Here is a 20611-nt window from a genome sequence, read left to right on the forward strand (position 1 = left end):
CCGTAAGCCGTAACCCGAAACCGGGCCGGACTGAGCGGTGGTCAGCGCTCCAGGCGGCTCAGCCCTTCGCGCAGCTCGTCGGCGTTCATGCAGATGTGCACGTCGACCTCGGCGTTGAACTCCAGCCAGAACGGCTCGCAGACGGACGGCAGCGAGGCCTCGTCCGGTACGTCGATGACCATGATCTGGCTGCGCCGACCGTTGCGGGCGAAGAAATAGACGGCCTCGGGTTTGAGGGCGCTCATGATGCGGTCGAACTTCTCGGCGACCGCGCGCTCGTTGATCACGGCGTTCGCCGTCGGGGTGTCGAGGGAGATCTCCAGCAGGGCACGCATGACCGGTGCTCCTTCCCCGGGCTCGCGAGGGGCCCGCAGGGGCGGTTCCTGAGCTCCAGCGTCCCGCCGCCGCCCGGGCCCCGCAATGTCAGCCGGTGCCGCGGGAACGTCAGCCGGTCCCGCGGGGGCCGGCGTGGGAGCCGTGGGGTCACCCGGCCGGGGGCGCTGGGCTGGCCGGCGGGCCGGGCCGGGGGCTGCATGGGAGGCGGAGACGGAGACGGATACGGCGGAACCCGACCGGGCAGGAGCATCCCCATGGCGATCATCGCGGCCTTCGACTTCCCGGAGGTCACCCAGGAACAGTACGAGGAGGCCGTGGACCGGCTGACCGGCGGTGCCGGGCTGAACGCGCCGTCGGACTGGCCGGTGCGCGGGCTGGTCCTGCACGCGGCGGGCCCGACGCCGGACGGTGGCTGGCACGTGACGGACGTGTGGGAGTCCCGGGAGGCGTTCGAGCACTTCGCGGCGGTGCTGATGCCGATCCTCCAGGAGGTCGGCATCCCGACCGTCCCGCCGCTGATCTGCGAGGCCTACAACGTCGTGACCTGAGCCGCGGCGTCACCCGCTCGCCGCTGGGCGGCCCGCGCTACGCTCCGCCGGTCACACCGTCAGGCGGCGTGTGGGCGCGGGTCCTCGGTGTCGGCCGCCGCCGCGGCCGCCTCGCCGCCGGCCTCCCCCGGCCCCGGCGCGTCCCCGGCCCGTGCCAGGTCGTGGTGGATCGGCCCGTCGCCGGCGCTCAGCGGCAGGCAGCTGCCGCCGCGCCGGTGGGCGACGATCTCGGCGGCGACCGAGACGGCGGTCTCCTCGGGCGTGCGGGCGCCGAGGTCGAGGCCGATGGGCGAGCGCAGCCGGCCGATCTCGGCCTCGGTGAGGCCGACCTCGCGCAGCCGGGCGAGCCGGTCGCGGTGGGTGCGGCGCGAGCCCATCGCGCCGACGTAGCCGACCGGCAGCCGCAGTGCCCGCTCCAGCAGCGGGATGTCGAACTTGGCGTCGTGGGTGAGCACGCAGAGCACGGTGCGGCCGTCGATCCGGTCGAGCTGGGAGTCCAGGTAGCGGTGCGGCCAGTCGACCACGACCTGGTCGGCCTCCGGGAAGCGCCGTTCGGTGGCGAAGACGGGGCGGGCGTCGCAGACGGTGACGTGGTAGCCGAGGAACTTGCCGATCCGCACCACGGCGGCGGCGAAGTCGATCGCGCCGAACACCAGCATCCGCGGCGCGGGCACGTACGACTCGACGAAGAAGGTGACGGTGCCCTGCTCCTGGTCGTCGCAGGGACGGCCGTCCAGGCCGAGGACGACCTTGCCGGTGCGGCCGGCGTCCAGCATGGCCCGGGCCTCGGCGACGATCGCGCGCTCCAGGGCGAACAGGAAGTTTCGCGCGATCGGGGTGCCCCCGGCCGGAGGCTGGGGGAGCGTCGTCGGAAGGGTGGTGGCGGGAGACGGGTGGGCGGTGGTCGGCGCGGGGGAGAGGGCGCCGTGGTGGGTGTCGGCGGTGACGGCGACGGTGGCGCCGACCAGTCCGCCGGGGCCGGCGATCACCCGGGCGAGGGCGACGGGGGTGCCGGAGGCGATGGAGGTGATGCCCGCGTCCAGCGCGGGGTCGGTGCCGGGGACGACCGGCTGGACGAAGACGTCCAGGATGCCGCCGCAGGTCAGGCCGACCGCGAAGGCGTCCTCGTCGCTGTAGCCGAAGCGTTCGAGCACCGGTTCGCCGGACTCGATGGCGGCCTGGCAGAGCTCGTAGACGGCCCCCTCGACGCAGCCGCCGGAGACGCTGCCGATCGCCTCGCCGGCCGTGTCGACGGCGAGCGCGGCCCCCGGGTCGCGCGGCGCGCTGCCGGAGACCCCGACCACGGTGGCCACGGCGAAGGAGCGCCCGGACGCGTGCCAGACCTGCAGCTGCTCGGCGATGTCCTGCATGTCGGGGGGCTCCTTACACCTCGGGGGGACGGAACGGGAGGGGCCGCCGTACGGGAAACGATTCCCGTACGGCGGCGGTGCTGCTAGTGCACGCCCAGCCAGGACTTGATCGGGGTGAGCGCGAAGTAGACCACGAAGACCGCGGTCAGGATCCACATCAGCGGGCCGGGCTCGCGCCACTTGCCCTGGCCGGCCTTGATCACGGTGTACGAGATGACACCGGCGGCCACACCGGCGGTGATGCTGTAGGTGAACGGCATCAGGACGCAGGTGAGGAAGGCGGGGATGGCGACCTCGCGGTCGGACCAGTCGATGTGCCGGGCCTGGCTCATCATCATCGAGCCGATGACGACGAGGGCGGCGGAGGCGACCTCGACCGGGACGATCGCGGCGACCGGGGAGAAGAACAGCATCAGGGCGAAGAGGCCACCGGTGACGGTGGAGGCGAGGCCGGTCCGGGCGCCGTCGCCGACGCCGGTGGCGGACTCGACGAACACGGTCTGGCCCGAGGCACCGGCCAGGCCGCCGACCGCGCCGCCGGCGCCGTCGATGAACAGGGCCTTGGAGAGGCCGGGCATCCGGCCCTGCTTGTCGGCCAGGCCCGCCTCGGTGCCGACGCCGATGATGGTGGCCATCGCGTCGAAGAAGCCGGCCAGGACGAGGGTGAAGACCGCGACCGAGGCGCTGATCGCGCCCATGCCCTTCCCGCCGAAGGCACCGAACAGGTCGACGTCGCCGAAGAGGCTGAAGTCGGGGGCGGAGACCGGGCTGCCCGGCCAGACCGGGGCGGCGCTCTTCCACGCGTCGGCGGGGATGTCGGCGACCTTGTTGACGATCACCGCGACCACGGTGCCGGCGGCGATGCCGATCAGGATCGCGCCGCGGACATTGCGGGCCATCAGCACGAAGATGGTCAGCAGGGTGAGGCAGAAGATCAGGACCGGCCAGCCGGCCAGCTCGCCGAAGGGGCCGAGCGAGAGCGGGGTGGGCCCGCCGGTGTGCACGAAGCCGGCCTTGTAGAGGCCGATGATCGTCACGAAGAGACCGATGCCGATGGTGATCGCGTGCTTGAGCGGCAGGGGGATGCCGTTCATGATCTTCTCGCGGAGGCCGGAGACCACCAGGAGCACGATCAGCAGGCCGTAGATGACGCACAGGCCCATGGCCTGTGGCCAGGTGGTGTGCGGCACGACCAGGGCGGAGACGGCCCCGGAGACGGAGAGGCCCGCGGCGAGGGCGAGCGGGACGTTGCCGATCACGCCCATGAGGATGGTGGTGACGGCGGCCGCCAGTGCGGTGGCGGTGGTCAGCGCGGCGTGGTCCAGCTTCACGCCGGTGACGTCGGCCCCGCTCAGGATGATCGGGTTGAGCAGGATGATGTACGCCATCGCCATGAAGGTGGTGAGACCACCGCGCAGTTCGTTGGCGAGCGTCGATCCCCGGGCGGAGATCTTGAAGTACGCGTCCAGCGCGTTCTTCGAAGGAGTCGCGGGGGTCGACGTGGGGGCGTCGTCCTCGGCGGGTCTGTCTTCAGTGGTGCCGGGCTCCGTGGGGATCCTGGTCATGTCCACTCCCAAGTGTCAAAGGGGGTTGGGGTGGGCGAGCCGACCTGACAGCCAGTCAACGAAGTTGGCACAGGGGGACGATTCGACTCACTGGGTGCACTCTGTGGCAGTGCTGCGGTGCTGCTGGTGATGGCTCCGGCCGGTGGCCGGGTGAGGGTGGTGCGCACCGCTGCAGAACCCCGGCGTGGGAGAGGCAGCGGGATGGTGCGGTCGCGTTGCTTCTGGTGCTGCATGGGTGGTGCTCTTCACTGCTGGTGGTGCGTTCTCACTGCTCGGGTGGTGCTCGGGTGGTGCTCGGGTGGTGCTCGGGGGGTGGTGCTCTGTGGTGCTCGGTGGGTGGTGCTCGTCTCCCTGCTGGGGGTGCTGCCCCGGGGCGGCGGGGAAGACGGTCGCCGCCCCGGGGAGGTGTGCGGGGGTCCGGGGCTAGAGCGCTCCGGGGGCCTCGGTGGTCAGGTGCTCGGGCCGCACCGGGATCCGGTTGAGCGCCAGGCCGGTGGCGTTGCGGATGGCGGCCACGATCGACGGCGTCGCCGAGACGGTCGGGGCCTCGCCGACCCCGCGCAGCCCGTACGGGGCGTTGGGGTCGGGCAGTTCGAGGACATCCACCGGGATCGGCGGGGTGTCCAGGATGGTGGGGATCAGGTAGTCGGTGAAGGAGGCGTTGCGCACCTTGCCGTCCCGGACGATGATCTCCTCCATCACGGCCAGGCCGAGCGCCTGGGTGCAGCCGCCCTGGATCTGGCCGACCACGGAGAGCGGGTTGAGCGCCTTGCCGACGTCCTGGGCGGCGGTCAGCTCGACCACCTTGACGAGGCCCAGCTCGACGTCCACGTCGACCACCGCGCGGTTGGCGCAGAAGGTGTACTGGACGTGGCCGAAGCCCTGCCCGGTCTCCTTGTCGAACGGGACGGTCGGGCGGTGGTGGTGCTCGCGGGTGAGGTCGATCGCCTCGTCGCCGAGCAGGTCCACCATGGAGACCAGCGCGCCGGCGGACTCGGAGACCACCTTGCCGCCGACCAGCGACAGGTCGTTCTGGGTCCAGCCGTAGCGGCGGCGGCCCTTCTCGATCAGCGCCTGCTTGACCGCCTCGGCGGCGAGCTTCACCGCGCCGCCGGTCATGTAGGTCTGCCGCGAGGCGGAGGTCGAACCGGCCGAGCCGACCTCGGTGTTGGCCGGGTGGATGGTGACCTGCTCGACGCCCAGCTCGGTGCGGGCGATCTGGGCGTGCACGGTGACGCCGCCCTGGCCGACCTCCGCCATCGCGGTGTGCACCATGGCGACCGGCTCGCCGCCGATCACCTCCAGGCGCACCCGGGCGGTGGAGTAGTCGTCGAAGCCCTCGGAGAAGCCGACGTTCTTGATGCCGACCGAGTAGCCGACGCCGCGCACGATGCCCTCGCCGTGCGAGGTGTTGGAGAGTGCGCCGGGGATCTGGCGCACGTCCAGGTTCTCGGTGTCCAGCGGCGGCGGGAGCGGCATGTCCTTGACCCGCTGCAGCAGTTCGGCGACCGGGGCGGGCGAGTCGATCTGCTGGCCGGTGGGCATGAAGTCGCCCTCGGCCATCGCGTTGAGCTGGCGGAACTCCACCGGGTCCATGCCCAGCTCGGCGGCGAGGCGGTCCATCTGCGTCTCGTAGCCGAAGGCGGCCTGGACGGCGCCGAAGCCGCGCATCGCGCCGCAGGACGGGTTGTTGCTGTAGAGCGCGATGGCGTGCATCTTGACGTTCGGGATCACGTACGGGCCGTGTCCGAGCGAGGCGGCGTTGCCGACCACGGCGGGCGAGGCCGAGGCGTACGCGCCGCCGTCCAGCACGATCCGGGCGTCGGCGAAGACCAGCTTGCCGTCGCGGGTGGCGCCGTGCTCGTAGGTCATCTTCGCCGGGTGGCGGTGCACGTGGCCGAAGAAGGACTCGTCACGGGAGTAGACGATCTTGACCGGCTTGCCGGTGTGCTGGGCCAGCAGGCAGGCGTGGATCTGCATCGACAGGTCCTCGCGGCCGCCGAAGGCGCCGCCGACGCCGGCCAGGGTGAGCCGGACCTTCTCCTCCGGCAGGGCCAGCACGGGCGCCATCTGCTGGCGGTCCACGTGCAGCCACTGGGTGGCGATGTAGAGGTCGATGCCGCCGTCCTCGGCGGGCACGGCCAGGCCGGACTCCGGGCCGAGGAAGGCCTGGTCCTGCATGCCGACCTCGTAGCTGCCCTTGACGATGACGTCCGCCATCGCCCGCACCTCGTCGGTCACGCCGAGGCCGGAGACCAGCTTCTGCTCGTGGCAGATGTTGCCGTACCCGTGCGACTTGTACTCGTGCGGCTCGTGCACGTAGCCGTGGGTCTCGGGGTCGAGGCACTGCTCCTCGGTGACGATCGGGGTGAGCACCTCGTACTCGACCTTGATCTTCTTCACCGCGCGGCGGGCCGTCTCCGGGTGGTCGGCCGCGACCAGCGCGATCGCCTCACCGTGGTAGCGGACCTTGTCGATGGCCAGGGCCGGCTGGTCCTGGATCTCCAGGCCGTAGTACTTCGAGCCCGGGATGTCGTCGTGGGTCAGCACCGCGTACACGCCCGGCACCTTGAGGGCGTCGGAGACGTCCACGCTCAGGATGTTCGCGCGGGGGTGCGGCGAGCGCAGCGCCATACCCCAGAGCATGTCCTCGTGCCACATGTCGGACGAGTACGCGAACTCGCCCTTGACCTTCAGGTTGCCGTCCGGGCGCAGCGGCGAGCCGCCGATGCCGTCCTTGCTGGCCTGGTTGATGTTCTGGAGGTTCTTCTGACCCTGGATCGTGCGAGTGCTCATTCCGAAGCCGCCTTACCAGCGCACTTGCGGGCGGAAGCCAGCCGCACCGCGTCCATGATCTTCTCGTAGCCCGTGCAGCGGCAGAGGTTGCCCGACAGCGCCTCGCGGATGTCGTTGTCGCTCGGCTGGGCGTCGTTCTCCAGCAGGGCGTCGGTCTGCACCAGCAGGCCGGGGGTGCAGAAGCCGCACTGGACGGCGCCGGCGTCGATGAACGCCTGCTGGACGAGGCCCAGCTCGCCGTTCTCGTCGGCCAGGCCCTCGACGGTGCGGACCTCGCGGTCCTGCACCTGGCCGGCCGCGACCAGGCAGGAGCAGACCGGCACGCCGTCCAGGTAGACCGTGCAGGAGCCGCACTCGCCCTGCTCACAGGCGTTCTTCGAACCCGGGAGGCCGACCCGCTCGCGCAGCACGTAGAGCAGGCTCTCGCCCTCCCAGACGTCGTCGGCCTCGACCGGCTTGCCGTTGGCGGTGAAAGTGACCCTCATGCCGCGCTCCTGATCTGCTTGCTGTAGTCGTTCCAACACCAGGTGAGGGTGCGGCGGGCCATCACGGCCAGCGAGTGCCGGCGGTAGTCGGCGGTGCCGCGGACGTCGTCGATGGGGGAGGCCGCGGCCTTCACCAGCTCGCCGAACCGCTGGATCACCTCGGCGCCCAGCAGCTCGCCGGACTCCCAGAGACCGCGCTCGGCCAGCACGCCCTGCAGGTACTCCTCGGCCTCGACGGCGCGGCGCGGCGTGGGGGCAGCCGAACCGATACCGGTGCCGACGGTGCCGTTCTTCGGGTGAAGGGCGAAACCGAAGGCGCAGACCGCGATCACCATGGCGTTGCGGGTGCCGATCTTCGAGAACTGCTGCGGGCCGTCCGCGACCGGGATGTGCACCGCCCGGATCAGCTCGTCGGCCTCCAGGCTGTTCCGCTTCACCCCGACGTAGAACTCGTCGATCGGGACCATCCGGGTGCCGCGCACCGAGCCCGCCTCGACGAACACGTCGCGGCCCGCGGCCAGCAGCGCGGGGTGCGCGTCACCGGCCGGGGAGGCGCCGCCGAGGTTGCCGCCGACGCCGCCGCGGTTGCGGATCTGCGGCGAGCCGACGGTGTGGGCCGCCAGAGCCAGGCCGGGCAGCGGCCCGGACAGCTCGTTGATGATCCGGGTGTACGGGACCGAGGCGCCGAGCTTGACGACGTCGCCGTCGTTCGACCATTCGGTGAGCTCGGTGATGCGGTTCAGGTCGAGAATCGCGGATGGCCGGTGCACGTCGAAGTTCATCTCGACCATGACGTCCGTACCACCCGAGATGGGCAGCGCGGTCGGGTACTCAGCCTTCGCCGCGAGTGCCTCGTCCCAGGTAGCGGGCCGAAGGAACTCCATGCGGTGTCTCCTCAAGTCGTTGCCGGCCAGACGGTGGGCACAGTGCCCGCTTCCGGTGTTCGGACTGTGCTACTGCTTTTTCGCCTTCGCGTTGCGTCCTGGTCACCTGGGTGTGTCCGGCGGCTTGTGGCCCAGTGAACCGCTGTGACCGGGCCCACTGGGAGTCACCGATGGCATGAAGCCCCGGCTGTGGTCCCGCCCGGCATCCTGTACGTTCCTCTAAGGCGGACAATCTCGCAGCCCAGCTGTTCCCCGGGCGCTACCTACGACCGTAATCCGGCCGTGATTCCCAAGCTACGGGCCCGTGATCCGGGCACCCCTCGGTACGTAACACCGAGCACAGATGTTCGGGCACACTGTCTCCCCGGACCGAGCGCTCGGGCCCCCCACCCTCACCCCCCAGCCCGATAGGAGTCCCCGGATGCGTGTCCGTGACCTGCTCGCCCCCGGAGCCCCGCGACTGCGCCTGCTCGCGGCCGAGGAAGAGCTGGACCGGCAGGTCAGCGGTGTCATGACCACGGACCTGCACGACCCCGGCCGGTACCTGCACGGCGGCGAGCTGGTGCTCACCGGCATGCTCTGGCGCACCGGCCCGGCCGACTCCGAACGGTTCGTGCGCACCATCGTGGCCGGCGGCGCCGTCGCCCTGGCGGCCGGCGAGGCCGAGGTCGGCCCCGTCCCCGACGACCTGGTCGAGGCGTGCCGCCGCCACCGGATGCCCCTGTTGGCCGTACCCGACGACATCGCTTTCGGGACCGTCACCGAGTTCATCGGCCGGCAGGTCTCCGCCGACCGCGCGGCCGACCTGGCCGCCCTGGTCGACCGCCACCGCCTGCTGGTCTCGGCGGCCGGCGGCGGCGGCCTGGACGCCGTCCTCGACCTGCTCGGCGGCGACCTCGACCTCGACTGCTGGGTGCTCACCCCCACCGGCGCGGTGATCGCCGGCCCGGCCGACCGGCTCTCCGCCGAGGACCGCGACCAGCTGGTCCGCGCCCACCTGGGCGCCCAGCGCCAGCGCCGCCGCCCGCCGCACCGGGCCCGGCTGCTCACCGGCTCCTACTCGCTGCTGCCCGCCCCGGCCGACCCCGACGCCGAGGCGCCGCTCGCCGACTGGGTGCTCGCGGTGGCCGGCGACGTCACCGAGTGGACCGGCAAGCGCCAGCAGCTCGCCGAGAACCTGGCCCGGCTGGTCGCCGCCGAGCGGCACCGCCGGGACGAGAGCCGCCGGCTGCGCCGCCGCCTCGCCGACGAGGTGCTCGCCCTGCTGCAGCGCGACGCCGACCCGGCCGAGATCAGCCGCACCCTGTACGCCTCCTCGGCGATGGCCGCCCGCTACGAGACCCCCGAGCCCAAGCCGCAGGCCCCGGACGGCTCCTGGCTGGTGCTCAGCGCCGACGGCACCGGCCTGCCCGACGGCGCGGTGCGCTCGGTCCTCGAAGAGGCGCTGGGCGGGACCAGCGACCGCGCCCTGGTCGCCGGCTCCGGCACCGGCGCCGTCGTGGTGCTGCCCGCGCTGGACACCGCGGTGCCCGCCGACACCCTGCGCGAGCTGCTCGCCCCGCTGGAGGCCGGTCTCGGCTCCGAGGGGCGGATCACCCTCGGCGTCTCCGCCCCCGCCTCCGAGGCCGGCGGCCTGCGCGGCGCCCTGGAGGAGGCCCGGCACGCCCGCCGGATCGCCGCCGCCCGGGTCGGCCGGGTCTGCGTGGCCGGCCCGGAGGAGCTGGCCTCGCACGTGCTGCTGCTGGCCGCCGTCCCGGACGAGGTCCGCCGCGCCTTCCGCAGCCGGCTGCTGGACAAGGTGATCGCCTACGACATCGAGCACCAGGCGGACCTGGTCCGCACCCTGGAGGCGTTCCTGCGCTCGGACGGCTCGTGGACCCGCTGCGCCGCCCAGCTGCACGTGCACGTCAACACGCTGCGCTACCGGATCGGCCGGATCGAGGAGCTGACCGGCCGTGACCTGTCCCGGTTGGAGGACCGGGTGGACTTCTACCTGGCCCTCGAACTGGCCTGACGGTCCGCCGGGGCCCGCGGGCACGCAAGGGCGGCCGCCCGCAACGGCCGCCGTCCGCGGGCAGCGGCCGCCGTGCGCGGGCAGCGGCCGCCGTGCGTACGGCGAAGGGCTCCCGCCCCGAGCTGTCGCGACGGGGGCCCTTCCGTGTGCGGGCGTCAGGCGCCTACGGCTGGGCGGGGATGACGCCCGTCAGCCACTGGAAGACGCCGGGCACCATGTTCTTCCAGACGTCGCTGGAGTGCGGCCCGGTGGTCTCCTGGACCTGCACCGTGGTCGGCGCCTTGGCGACCGCGGCGATGGCCTGGCCGTCCTCGTAGCCGTCGCCCTTGTTGCCGGAGACGTAGAGCGCGACCTTCGGCGGCTGGGCGGCGTTCTTGACGATGTTGACCGGGTTGTTGGCCTCGCGCAGCTTCGGGTCCTTGCCGACCAGCGAGTCCTTCTCGGTCGCCGGGTCGTTGTAGCCCGAGAGGCTGACGCCGGCCCGGTAGCGGTTGGGGTGGGCGAGGGCCAGCTTGGTGGCGCAGTGGGCGCCGGCCGAGTAGCCGGCGACCGCCCAGCGGTCCGGGGACGGGTCGGCGCGGAAGTTGTCCAGCACCATCTGCGGGACGTCCCGGGTCAGCCAGGTGTCGGCGTTGACCTTGGTGGGCACGTCGGTGCAGCCGGCGTCCGTGCTGTTGCCCAGCAGCAGGGTGCGCGGCGAGACCAGGATGAACGGGGCGACCTTGCCCTCCTGCATCAGCGGCTTCAGCTGCTCGGAGACCTTCAGCGTCCCGTACCAGGTCGAGGAGGAGCCGGGGAAGCCCGGGATCAGCTTGACGACCGGGAACTTCTTGTCCTTGAACGCCGGGTCGTGGTACTGCGGCGGCAGCCAGACCAGCACCTCGCCGTCGACGCCGGACAGCTGGCCCTTGAGGTCGGTCTTCTGGACGTCGTTCGGCACCTTCGGGTCGTCGACGCCGCGGAACTGCTGGGTGACCTTCGGCGCCTTGGCGTCCCCGCCCGCCTGGGTGCCGCCGGGCTGGGCGGCGCCGCCGGGGCCCGGATCGGCCGGCGGCACCGCGGGCACCGCGCGGACGTGCTTGCCGGTGCCGAGCAGGTCGTCCCAGCTGCCGTAGATCAGGTTGGCGTTGTTGACCATGACGAAGACCATCAGCACGGCCGTGACCTGGCAGAAGAGGATCATCGCGAGCCTGGACAGGATCCGCACCGGCTGAGGTCCGCGCACCTTGCCCCACAGCAGCAGGGCCACCGCGATGGAGATCGGCACGAGGATGATCGTGCAGAGGAGGAATGGCGTACCTGTCAGTTGCATCAAGTTCTCGTATCCGGGTTCAAAGCCGCCCCGGGCCCCACTCGCCCGGAACTCGCTCCAATGGCATTGGACGGCCTGAAACGGGGATCGGTTGCCGTCCGAATCTGTGCGGAACCTGAGAGGAACATCACGTTTCCGTGGTGATCCCTTTTCGGGCCCGCCATAGTCTGCCACCCTGACGGCCCGCGTCCGGACGAGGTGCCCAGCCGACTCCCAGGATCGCCCCCCGACAGGGCACGATACCGCCCGGACGGACCCGAACGGACCGGGGCGGACCCCCGAGGGACGCCGACGGAGCCGGGTGCGGCAGGGGGAGCCGGGCGGAGCCGAGGGGAGCCGCGCCGCGCCGAGCCGGGCGGCGGGCGAGGCGGTGCGAGCCGCACTCGACCGGCCAGCCAGACTATGGGGATGAGCACAACCCGCTTTCGCCCTTCCCGCCGGTCCCGAGCCGTCTGCGCCGCGCTGGCCCTGCTGGCCGCCGTGGCCGGCTGCAGCAGTACCGGAGGCCTCCGCGCCGAGCAGGCCCGCGCCAAGGCCGCGGCCGCCGCCGGCAGCGCCGTCACCACCCCGCGCTGGAAGGTCGCCATGGTGACCCACGCGGGCGCCGGCGACGCCTTCTGGGACACCGTGCGCAAGGGCGCCGAGCAGGCCGCCGCCAAGGACAACATCACCTTCCTGTACTCCAACGACGCGCAGACCCAGAACCAGGTCCAGCTCGTCCAGGCCGCCATCGACCAGAAGGTGGACGGCCTGCTGGTCACCCTCGCCAAGGGCGACGCGATGGCCGACGTGCTCGGCAAGGCCAAGGCCGCCGGCATCCCGGTGATCACCATCAACTCGGGCCAGGAGTACTCCGCCAAGTTCGGCGCGCTCACCCACATCGGCCAGGACGAGTCCACCGCCGGCCAGGCCGCCGGCGCCGAGCTGGCCGCCCGCGGCCGCCGGAACGTCCTCTGCGTGATCCACGAGCAGGGCAACGTCGGTCAGGAGCAGCGCTGCTCCGGCGCCCAGTCCAAGGCCGGCGGCTCGTTCCAGGTGCTCTACGTGGACGGCGTCAACATGCCCGACGCGCGCGCCGCGATCGCCGCCAAGCTCCAGGCCGACCCGGCCGTCGACACCGTGCTCACCCTCTCCGGCGCGATGGCCGCCACCGGCCTGCAGGCCGCCCAGGACGCCCGCCGCACCGTCGAGCTGGACACCTTCGACCTGGGCCAGGCCGTGGTGGCCGGCCTCAAGTCCGGCAGCGTCGGCTTCGCCGTCGACCAGCAGCCCTACCTCCAGGGCTACGAGGGCGTCGACCTGCTCTGGCTCCACCGCTCCAACCTCGACATGCTCGGCGGCGGCAAGCCGGTGCTGACCGGCCCGCAGATCCTCACCAAGGACAACGCGGACGCGCTCGCCGAGTACGTCGCGAGGGGGACGCGTTGAGCACCACCGACGTCCTCGTCCAGGAGCGCCCGGCGGCGGTGCGCCGGCTGCTCGCCCGGCCGGAGCTCGGCGCGCTGATCGCCGCCGCCGCCGTCTTCCTGGTCTTCGCCGCCCTCGCCGAACCCTTTCTGCGGGTCTCCTCGCTGGGCACCGTGCTGTACGCGGCGTCCACCATCGGGATCATGGCGGTGCCGGTCTCGCTGCTGATGATCGGCGGCGAGTTCGACCTCTCGGCCGGCGTGCTGGTCACCACCGCCGCACTCACCTCGTCCATGGTCAGCTACCAGCTGACCGCCGTGACCTGGGTCGGGGTGGCGGTCTCGCTCGCGGTCACGCTGTCCGTCGGCCTCTTCAACGGCTGGATGCTCGGCCGGACCAAGCTGCCCAGCTTCATCGTCACCCTGGGCACCTTCCTGATGCTCACCGGCGCCAACCTGGGAGTCACCAAGCTGGTCTCCGGCACCGTCTCCACCAAGCCGATCTCCGACATGGAGGGCTTCGCCTCCTGCCGCTGGCTGTTCGCCTCCGAGGTCACCGTCGGCGGCCTGACGATCAAGGCCACCGTCTGGTGGTGGCTCGGCCTGCTCGCGGTCGGCAGCTGGGTGCTGCTGCGCACCCGCTTCGGGAACTGGATCTTCGCGGTCGGCGGCGACGCGGCCGCGGCCCGGGCGGTCGGCGTGCCGGTGGCCCGGACCAAGACCGTGCTCTACCTCGGCGTCGGCTTCGGCGCCTGGGTGCTCGGCCAGCACCTGCTGTTCTCCTTCGACACCGTGCAGTCCGGCGAGGGCGTCGGCAACGAGCTCATCTACATCGTGGCGGCCGTCATCGGCGGCTGCCTGATCACCGGCGGCTACGGCTCGGTGGTGGGCTCCGCGCTCGGCGCGCTGATCTTCGGCATGGCCAGCAAGGGCATCATCTACGCCCAGTGGAACCCCGACTGGTTCAAGTTCTTCCTCGGCGCGATGCTGCTGCTCGCCGCCCTGCTGAACTCCTGGGTCAAGCGCCGCGCCGAGAGGGGACCGCGATGACGGAGCTGCTCGCCCTGGAGGGCGTGGGCAAGACCTACGGCACCGTCCGGGCGCTGGAGGACGTCTCGCTGAGCCTGCGGGCCGGCGAGATCAGCTGCGTGCTCGGCGACAACGGCGCCGGCAAGTCCACCCTGATCAAGATCATCGCCGGGCTGCACCAGCACGACGAGGGCACCCTCACGGTCGGCGGCGAGGAGGTCCGCTTCGATTCCCCGCGCCAGGCCCTGGACCGCGGCATCGCCACCGTCTACCAGGACCTCGCCGTGGTGCCGCTGATGCCGGTCTGGCGGAACTTCTTCCTCGGCTCCGAGCGGGGGCACAAGCGGTGGGGCGGCCTGCGGCTGGACGCCGACGGCATGCGCGCCACCACCCGCGAGGCGCTCGCCCGGATGGGCATCGACCTGCACGACGTCGACCGGCCGATCGGCACCCTCTCCGGCGGCCAGCGCCAGTGCGTCGCGATCGCCCGCGCCGTGCACTTCGGCGCCAAGGTGCTCATCCTGGACGAGCCGACCGCCGCCCTCGGCGTCAAGCAGTCCGGCGTGGTGCTCAAGTACGTCACCGCCGCCCGCGACGCCGGCCTCGGCGTCGTCCTGATCACCCACAACCCGCACCACGCCTACCTGGTCGGCGACCACTTCACCCTGCTCAAGCGGGGCCGGATGGCCGGCAGCCACCCCCGGGACGGGATCGGCCTGGAACAGCTCACCACCGAGATGGCCGGCGGCTCCGACCTCGCCGAGCTCTCCCACGAGCTCGGCCGACCCACCGACCCCCACCCCCGTGAGGAGCGCCCGCAGCCGTGACCAGCCCCAACGCCGCCACCCGGCCGCCGGTCCTGCCCAACCTGCTCGGCCTCGGCCCGCGCGCCGAGCGCCGCCGCCGCGCCCTGCCCGCGAGCCTGCTGCGACTGCCCACCATCGGCGTCGACATCGGCGGCACCAAGGTGGTCGCGGGCGTCGTGGACGGGGAGGGCAAGGTGCTGGAGAAGCTGCGCACCGACACGCCCGACAAGTCCAAGAGCCCCAAGGTGGTCGAGGACGTCATCGTCGAGCTGGTGCTCCGGCTCGCGGACCGGCACGACGTCCACGCGGTCGGCATCGGCGCGGCCGGCTGGGTCGACGCCGAACGCTCCCGGGTGCTCTTCGCCCCGCACCTGAACTGGCGCAACGAGCCGCTCCAGCAGGCGCTCAGCGAGCGGCTGCGGTTCCCGGTGATCGTGGAGAACGACGCCAACGCCGCCGCCTGGGCCGAATGGCGGTTCGGCGCCGGGCGCGGCGAGGACCACATGGTGATGCTCACCCTCGGCACCGGCATCGGCGGCGCCGTCGTCCGCGACGGCTACGTCGACCGCGGCAAGTTCGGGCTGGCCGGCGAGTTCGGGCACATGCAGGTCGTGCCCGGCGGCCACCGCTGCCCGTGCGGCAACCGGGGCTGCTGGGAGCAGTACTCCTCCGGCAACGCCCTGGTCCGCGACGCCCGGGAGCTGGTCGCCGAGGAGTCCCCGGTGGTCCAGCCGCTGCTGGCGCGGGCCGGCGGCACCGTCGAGGGCATCACCGGGCCGCTGGTCACCGAGGCGGCCCGGGCCGGCGACCCGACCGCGACCGAACTGCTCTACGAGGTCGGCACCTGGCTCGGCGTCGGCATCGCCAACCTGGCGGCCGCGCTCGACCCCGGCCGCTTCGTCATCGGCGGCGGCGTCTCCGAGGCCGGTGACCTCCTCCTCACCCCGGCCCGGGACACCTTCCGCCGCACCCTCACCGGCCGCGGCTTCCGCCCCGAGGCCACCATCGTGCACGCCGCCCTCGGCAACGAGGCGGGCCTGGTCGGCGCCGCCGACCTGGCCCGGCAGGTCGCCCGGCGGTTCCGCACCATCAAGCGGCGGCGGGTGGAGAGGGCGGTGCCGTAGCGGGCGACGGGCGGACGGGTAACAGATAACAGCTGACAGATAACAGATGACGTTATCTGTCAGCTGTTATCTGTCGACTGTCAGCTGTCATCTGTTCGCGGTCGCGTCCGTCGGCGAAAAGGGCCGCCAGTCGAAGGCTGCCCCGTCGTCAACTACCCGTTGGTAGCCTCGCGGCCCTGTTGTCGAGGTCATGGCTCCTGTGAAACAACGGAGTTGACGTCGACTCAGGAGGATTCCGGATGAGAGCCCTGGCCCGCATCGCCCCGCCGATCCTGCTCGCCACCACGCTGGTCTGTTCCGTAGCGGGGCCGGCCGGGGCGGCGGCCCCGCCGGTCTCCTCGCCGCCCAAGGTGCCGGAGGCGGTCGGCTGGGGCGGTGCGGTGGCGAGCGTGGACGCCGACGCGACGGCCGCGGGCATCGAGGTGCTGCGCAAGGGCGGCAACGCGGTGGACGCCGCGGTCGCCGTCGCGGCCGCGCTCGGCGTCACCGAGCCGTACTCGGCCGGGATCGGCGGCGGCGGGTACTTCGTCTACTACGACCACGCCACCGGCCGGGTCTCCACCATCGACGGCCGGGAGACCGCGTCCCGGACCGCCGACGCCGGGCTGTTCCTGGAGGACGGCAAGCCGCTGCCGTTCGCCGACGCCGTCACCAGCGGGCTCTCCGTCGGAGTGCCGGGCGCCCCGGCGACCTGGGAGACGGCCGTCCGGCTCTGGGGCAAGCGCTCCTTCGCCGACGCCCTCAAGCCCGCCCAGCGGATCGCCGAGCAGGGCTTCACCGTCGACCAGACCTTCCAGGACCAGACCGCGCTCAACCAGGCCCGGTTCAAGGACTTCCCCGACACCGCCAGGCTCTTCCTGCCCGGCGGCGCGCTCCCGGTCGTCGGCTCCACCTTCCGCAACCCCGACCTGGCCGCCACCTACCGCCAGCTCGGCAAGGAGGGCACCAAGGCCCTCTACCAGGGCGACCTCGCCGCCGACATCGTCCGCACCATCCAGCACCCGCCGGTCGACCCCGCCTCCGGACGCAACGCCCGCCCCGGCAAGGTGGACGCCACCGACCTGGCCGGCTACCAGGTCCGCCGGCAGCAGCCCACCCACGTCGCCTACCGCGACTACGACCTCTACTCGATCGCCCCGTCCAGTTCCGGCGGCACCACCGTCGGCGAGGCGCTGGGCATCCTGGAGGACGGCGAGCTCGGCCGGTACGACAGCACGCAGTACTACCACCACTTCCTGGACGCCACCCGGATCGCCTTCGCCGACCGCAACCGCTGGGTCGGCGACCCGGCGTTCAACGACGTGCCGGTGAAGGAACTGCTCTCCGAGCGCTACGCCGCCTCCCGGGCCTGCCTGATCAGCCCCGACCGCGCCCTCACCAGCCCGCTCGCCCCCGGCGACCCGCGCCACCCGGCCGCCTGCGCCAGTGCCGCCCCCGCGCCCGCCGCCGAGCCGTACGAGGGCCTCAGCACCAGCCACCTGACCGTCGCCGACCGCTGGGGCGACGTCGTCTCCTACACGCTCACCCTGGAGCAGACCGGCGGCAGCGGCATCACCGTCCCCGGCCGCGGCTTCCTGCTCAACAACGAGCTGACCGACTTCAACTTCACGCCGCTCGTCCCCGGCGTGCCCGACCCCAACCTGCCCGGCCCCGGCAAGCGCCCGCGCTCCTCGCTCTCGCCGACCATCGTGCTGCGCGACGGCGAGCCCCTCCTCGCGGCCGGCTCGCCCGGCGGCGCGACCATCATCACCACCACGCTCCAGGTGCTGCTCGGCCGCCTCGACCGGGGCCTGAGCCTGGAGCAGGCGATCGCCGCACCGCGCGCCAGCCAGCGCAACACGGCCGCCACCCAGGCCGAGCCGGCCTTCCTGGCGCTGCCGGAACGGGCCCGGCTGGAGGCGCTCGGCCACGTGTTCACCAGCACCCCCGAGATCGGCGCCGCGACCGGCGTCGAGCGGCTGCCGGACGGCCGCTGGGTCGCGGCCGCCGAGCCGGTGCGCCGCGGCGGCGGTTCGGCGGCGGTGGTGCGGCCCTGACCCCAGGGCCCCCGCGGCCCTGAGCCCAGGGCCCTGAGGCCCTGGGCCCTGAGGACGGACGCCGGCCGGTTTGTCGGTGGGCGGCGGTAGATTCGGGGTGGGCGTCCCGCCGGGCGCCCACCCGTCGTCCGAACCACCGGGAAGGCCGCAAGCCGTGACCGTCCGCATCGCCACCTGGAACATCAACTCCGTCACCGCGCGGCTGCCCAAGCTCCTGGAATGGCTGGAGAGCGCCAAGCCGGACGTGCTCTGCCTCCAGGAGCTCAAGTGCGCCGCCGACGCCTTCCCGTACGAGCAGGTCCGCGAGCTCGGCTACGAGACGGCCGCGCACGGCACCGGCCGGTGGAACGGCGTCGCCATCCTCTCCCGGCTCGGCCTGGACGACGTGGTGCGCGGTCTCCCCGGCCAGCCCGGCTACCTGGCGGACGGCGCCCTGCTGCCCGACGTCGAGCCGCGCGCCATCGCCGCCACCTGCGGCCCGGTCCGGGTCTGGTCCGTCTACGTGCCCAACGGCCGCGAGGTCGACCACGCCCACTACCGCTACAAGCTGGAGTGGCTGGAGGCGCTGCGCCTCGCCGCGCTGGAGGACGCCGCCGGCCCGCGCCCGTTCGCCGTCCTCGGCGACTTCAACATCGCCCCGACCGACGAGGACGTCTTCGACGTCGCCGCCTTCGAGGGCCTCACCCACGTCACCCCGACCGAGCGCGCCGCGCTGGCCGCCCTCGCCGAGGCCGGCCTCCAGGACGTCGTGCCCCGCCCGCTCAAGTACGACCGCCCGTACACCTATTGGGACTACCGCCAGCTGGCCTTCCCGAAGAACCGCGGCATGCGGATCGACCTCACGTTCGCCAACAAGGCCTTCGCCGACGCGGTGACCGACAGCTACGTCGACCGTGAGGCGCGCAAGGGCAAGGGCACCTCCGACCACGCCCCGGTCGTGGTCGACCTCAGCCTCTAGTCACGGCGGGTAGCCGGGTCTCCCCCGAACGGTCCAGAGCGGTGGCCGGCCCGGGGGCGGCTGCCTACCGTCGGTGAATGACTGGGTGTAGTTGTTCGACCACGGGGACTTCGGAGTCCCCGGCTGCGCCCGAGAATCCCGGAGGTTCCGGCATGCGCCCCACGCGTACGGCCGCCGCCCTGATCGGCGCGACGGTGCTGACCGGCCTGACGGCCCCGCTCGCGCTGGCCAAGGACGGCGCCGCCTCGGTCAGCCCGTCCCAGGCCGCACCGGGCCAGACCGTGACGGTCACGGTCTCCTGCGAGAAGTCCGACAAGCCCAACGCCAAGACCATCACCGCCCACTCCCCGGCCTTCGAGGGCGGCCCGGCCACCCTCACGCTCGGCTCGGACGGCAAGCACACCGGCTCCGCCCGGCTGGCGAGCAAGTACAGCGGTGACAACAAGGTCGACGGCACCTGCCCCGACGGCGCCTCCTTCGCCACCAGCGTCACGGTGACCACCGTGACCTCCTCCTCGCCCGCGGAGGGCCTCGGATCGTGGAGCGAGGCGGCCGGGGAGTGGGCCGGATCCCTCGGCCAGTCCGGCGCGGGCAGCCAGCAGGTCGCCCCGCACGGCGCGGTGAAGACCGGCCTCGGCGGCTCGGTGGCGGGCAATCCGGCCGAGCTGGCCGGCGGGGCGGCGCTGGTCGTCGGCGGCATCGGCGGCTTCTGGCTGCTGCGACGCCGCACCGGCGCCGGCTCCGCCTGAAGGGGCGCCACCCACACGGTGCCGGAAGCGGGGGGCCCCGGCGGCGCTGCCCGCGCCGCCCCCCCACGCCGCGGCGCCGCTCGCCCGGCGCGTGCCGTCCGCACCCCCGGCGCCGCGCGCGGCCGGGACCCCGACGTCAAGACCCTCACCACCGGCACCACCCTCGCTGTCCGTACCACCCGCAGTACCCGCAACACCCGCTCCAGCGGAAGGAACAGATTCATGACCACATCGACGCAGTCGGCCGGGGACCTCAACTGGCTCCTGGACGACCTCGTGGGGCGCGTCGCGGCCCTGCGGCACGCGGTGATCCTGTCCAGCGACGGGCTGGCCACCGGTGCCTCCCGCGGCCTCGCGCGCGAGGACGCCGAGCACCTCGCCGCCGTGGCGGCCGGCTTCCACAGCCTGGCCAAGGGCGCCGGCGGCCACTTCAAGGTCGGCGGCGTCCGCCAGACCATGGTGGAGCTGGACGAGGCGTTCCTGTTCATCACCGCGGCCGGCGACGGCAGCTGCCTGGCGGTGCTGAGCGAGGCCGAGGCCGACATCGGCCAGATCGCCTACGAGATGGCCCTGCTGGTCAAGCGGGTCGGCGAGCACCTGGCCGCCGAGCCGCGCACCGAAGCCGCTCCGCCGGGGAGATGAGCGGCCCGATGGCGGAGGAGGAGCCGACGAGCGAGCAGGACGACCCGGGCGGGGACGAGCCCGAGGTCGACCTGTTCGTGCCGCGCACCCCGGTCGACGACCGCTGGTTCGACGACGACGCCGGGCCGGTGGTGCGGCTGTACTCGATGACCAGGGGCCGCACCCGGCCGGTCGAGGACGGCCTGTTCGACCTGATCTCGCTGATCACCGCCGCCGAGCCCGGGCCGGACGCGGGGGCCGTGCCCGCGCACGTGCTCGACCCGGAGCACCAGACCATCCTGGCCTGGTGCCGCCGCGAGCCGCTGTCCGTCGCCGAGCTCGGCTCCTACACCGACCTCCCGGTCAGCGTGGTGCGCGTCCTGCTCGGCGACCTCTACGACGCCGAGCTGATCAGCGTCACCCGACCCGTTCCGCTCGCCGAGCTGCCGGACGAGCGCCTGCTGCGAGACGTGATCAATGGACTCCGTGCGCTCTGACCACCACGCGAACGCCGTCGCCGCCACCGGCCGGGGGAGCGGTGCCGCCGCCGGCGGGGCCGCCGACCCCGCCGG

Annotated in this window: 18 protein-coding genes; 11 read left to right on the forward strand and 7 right to left on the reverse strand. The window is 72.8% G+C overall.

Annotated features, from left to right (window positions below):
* Nucleotides 1-41: 41 nt before the first annotated feature.
* Entirely contained in the window at nt 42-335 is a 294-nt protein-coding gene (locus ACFVHB_RS24075; protein ID WP_380325873.1) for a hypothetical protein, read from the reverse strand.
* A gap of 255 nt (nt 336-590) precedes the next feature.
* Here ACFVHB_RS24075 and ACFVHB_RS24080 point away from each other — a divergent pair, with 255 nt between their 5' ends.
* Nucleotides 591-884 (forward strand): hypothetical protein, encoded by a 294-nt coding sequence (locus ACFVHB_RS24080; RefSeq protein ID WP_380325876.1) that lies wholly within the window; start codon nt 591-593, stop codon nt 882-884.
* 59 nt (nt 885-943) lie between these two features.
* Here the strand turns inward: ACFVHB_RS24080 and ACFVHB_RS24085 are convergent, their stop codons facing one another.
* The 5 genes from ACFVHB_RS24085 to ACFVHB_RS24105 all read right to left on the reverse strand — a co-directional run bounded on the left by ACFVHB_RS24085 (nt 944) and on the right by ACFVHB_RS24105 (nt 7984).
* The gene (locus tag ACFVHB_RS24085; RefSeq protein ID WP_380325879.1) at nt 944-2254 is read right to left on the reverse strand and encodes an XdhC family protein; all 1311 of its coding nucleotides are present in this window, start codon (nt 2252-2254) and stop codon (nt 944-946) included.
* A gap of 83 nt (nt 2255-2337) precedes the next feature.
* Nucleotides 2338-3819: an NCS2 family permease gene (locus ACFVHB_RS24090; protein WP_380325882.1), complete on the reverse strand. Its 1482-nt coding sequence runs from the start codon at nt 3817-3819 to the stop codon at nt 2338-2340.
* A 423-nt stretch (nt 3820-4242) separates the two neighbouring features.
* The gene (gene pucD / locus ACFVHB_RS24095; RefSeq protein ID WP_380325885.1) at nt 4243-6615 is read right to left on the reverse strand and encodes a xanthine dehydrogenase subunit D; all 2373 of its coding nucleotides are present in this window, start codon (nt 6613-6615) and stop codon (nt 4243-4245) included.
* Entirely contained in the window at nt 6612-7100 is a 489-nt protein-coding gene (locus ACFVHB_RS24100) for a (2Fe-2S)-binding protein (protein ID WP_380325888.1), read from the reverse strand. The genes pucD and ACFVHB_RS24100 overlap by 4 nt, the downstream gene beginning before the upstream one ends.
* Complete coding sequence (locus ACFVHB_RS24105) at nt 7097-7984, reverse strand: FAD binding domain-containing protein (protein WP_380325891.1); 888 nt, start codon at nt 7982-7984, stop codon at nt 7097-7099. Before ACFVHB_RS24105 ends, ACFVHB_RS24100 begins: the two co-directional genes overlap by 4 nt.
* 421 nt (nt 7985-8405) lie before the next feature.
* Between ACFVHB_RS24105 and ACFVHB_RS24110 the strand changes: the two genes are divergently transcribed.
* Nucleotides 8406-9998 (forward strand): PucR family transcriptional regulator, encoded by a 1593-nt coding sequence (locus ACFVHB_RS24110; RefSeq protein ID WP_380325894.1) that lies wholly within the window; start codon nt 8406-8408, stop codon nt 9996-9998.
* A gap of 163 nt (nt 9999-10161) precedes the next feature.
* Here the strand turns inward: ACFVHB_RS24110 and ACFVHB_RS24115 are convergent, their stop codons facing one another.
* Nucleotides 10162-11265, reverse strand: coding sequence for an alpha/beta hydrolase (locus ACFVHB_RS24115; protein WP_380325897.1), 1104 nt, complete (start codon nt 11263-11265; stop codon nt 10162-10164).
* 453 nt (nt 11266-11718) lie between these two features.
* Between ACFVHB_RS24115 and ACFVHB_RS24120 the strand changes: the two genes are divergently transcribed.
* The 9 genes from ACFVHB_RS24120 to ACFVHB_RS24160 all read left to right on the forward strand — a co-directional run bounded on the left by ACFVHB_RS24120 (nt 11719) and on the right by ACFVHB_RS24160 (nt 20536).
* Complete coding sequence (locus ACFVHB_RS24120; protein ID WP_380325900.1) at nt 11719-12738, forward strand: substrate-binding domain-containing protein; 1020 nt, start codon at nt 11719-11721, stop codon at nt 12736-12738.
* Nucleotides 12735-13766, forward strand: coding sequence for an ABC transporter permease (locus tag ACFVHB_RS24125; RefSeq protein ID WP_380325903.1), 1032 nt, complete (start codon nt 12735-12737; stop codon nt 13764-13766). The genes ACFVHB_RS24120 and ACFVHB_RS24125 overlap by 4 nt, the downstream gene beginning before the upstream one ends.
* Nucleotides 13763-14572: an ATP-binding cassette domain-containing protein gene (locus ACFVHB_RS24130; protein ID WP_380325906.1), complete on the forward strand. Its 810-nt coding sequence runs from the start codon at nt 13763-13765 to the stop codon at nt 14570-14572. The genes ACFVHB_RS24125 and ACFVHB_RS24130 overlap by 4 nt, the downstream gene beginning before the upstream one ends.
* Nucleotides 14573-14613: 41 nt before the next feature.
* Nucleotides 14614-15675: an ROK family glucokinase gene (locus ACFVHB_RS24135; protein WP_380325963.1), complete on the forward strand. Its 1062-nt coding sequence runs from the start codon at nt 14614-14616 to the stop codon at nt 15673-15675.
* Nucleotides 15676-15914: 239 nt separating this feature from the next.
* Complete coding sequence (ggt, locus tag ACFVHB_RS24140) at nt 15915-17711, forward strand: gamma-glutamyltransferase (protein ID WP_380325909.1); 1797 nt, start codon at nt 15915-15917, stop codon at nt 17709-17711.
* Nucleotides 17712-17865: 154 nt separating this feature from the next.
* Nucleotides 17866-18669: an exodeoxyribonuclease III gene (locus tag ACFVHB_RS24145; protein WP_380325912.1), complete on the forward strand. Its 804-nt coding sequence runs from the start codon at nt 17866-17868 to the stop codon at nt 18667-18669.
* Nucleotides 18670-18821: 152 nt separating this feature from the next.
* The gene (locus ACFVHB_RS24150; protein WP_380325915.1) at nt 18822-19418 is read left to right on the forward strand and encodes a hypothetical protein; all 597 of its coding nucleotides are present in this window, start codon (nt 18822-18824) and stop codon (nt 19416-19418) included.
* Nucleotides 19419-19640: 222 nt separating this feature from the next.
* The gene (locus ACFVHB_RS24155; RefSeq protein ID WP_380325918.1) at nt 19641-20060 is read left to right on the forward strand and encodes a roadblock/LC7 domain-containing protein; all 420 of its coding nucleotides are present in this window, start codon (nt 19641-19643) and stop codon (nt 20058-20060) included.
* 8 nt (nt 20061-20068) lie between these two features.
* A complete protein-coding gene (locus tag ACFVHB_RS24160; protein WP_380325921.1) occupies nt 20069-20536 on the forward strand; it encodes a DUF742 domain-containing protein in 468 nt (155 codons plus the stop codon).
* Nucleotides 20537-20611: the final 75 nt, after the last annotated feature.

The organism is Kitasatospora sp. NPDC127111 (genome assembly GCF_042677465.1).
Lineage (GTDB): Bacteria > Actinomycetota > Actinomycetes > Streptomycetales > Streptomycetaceae > Kitasatospora.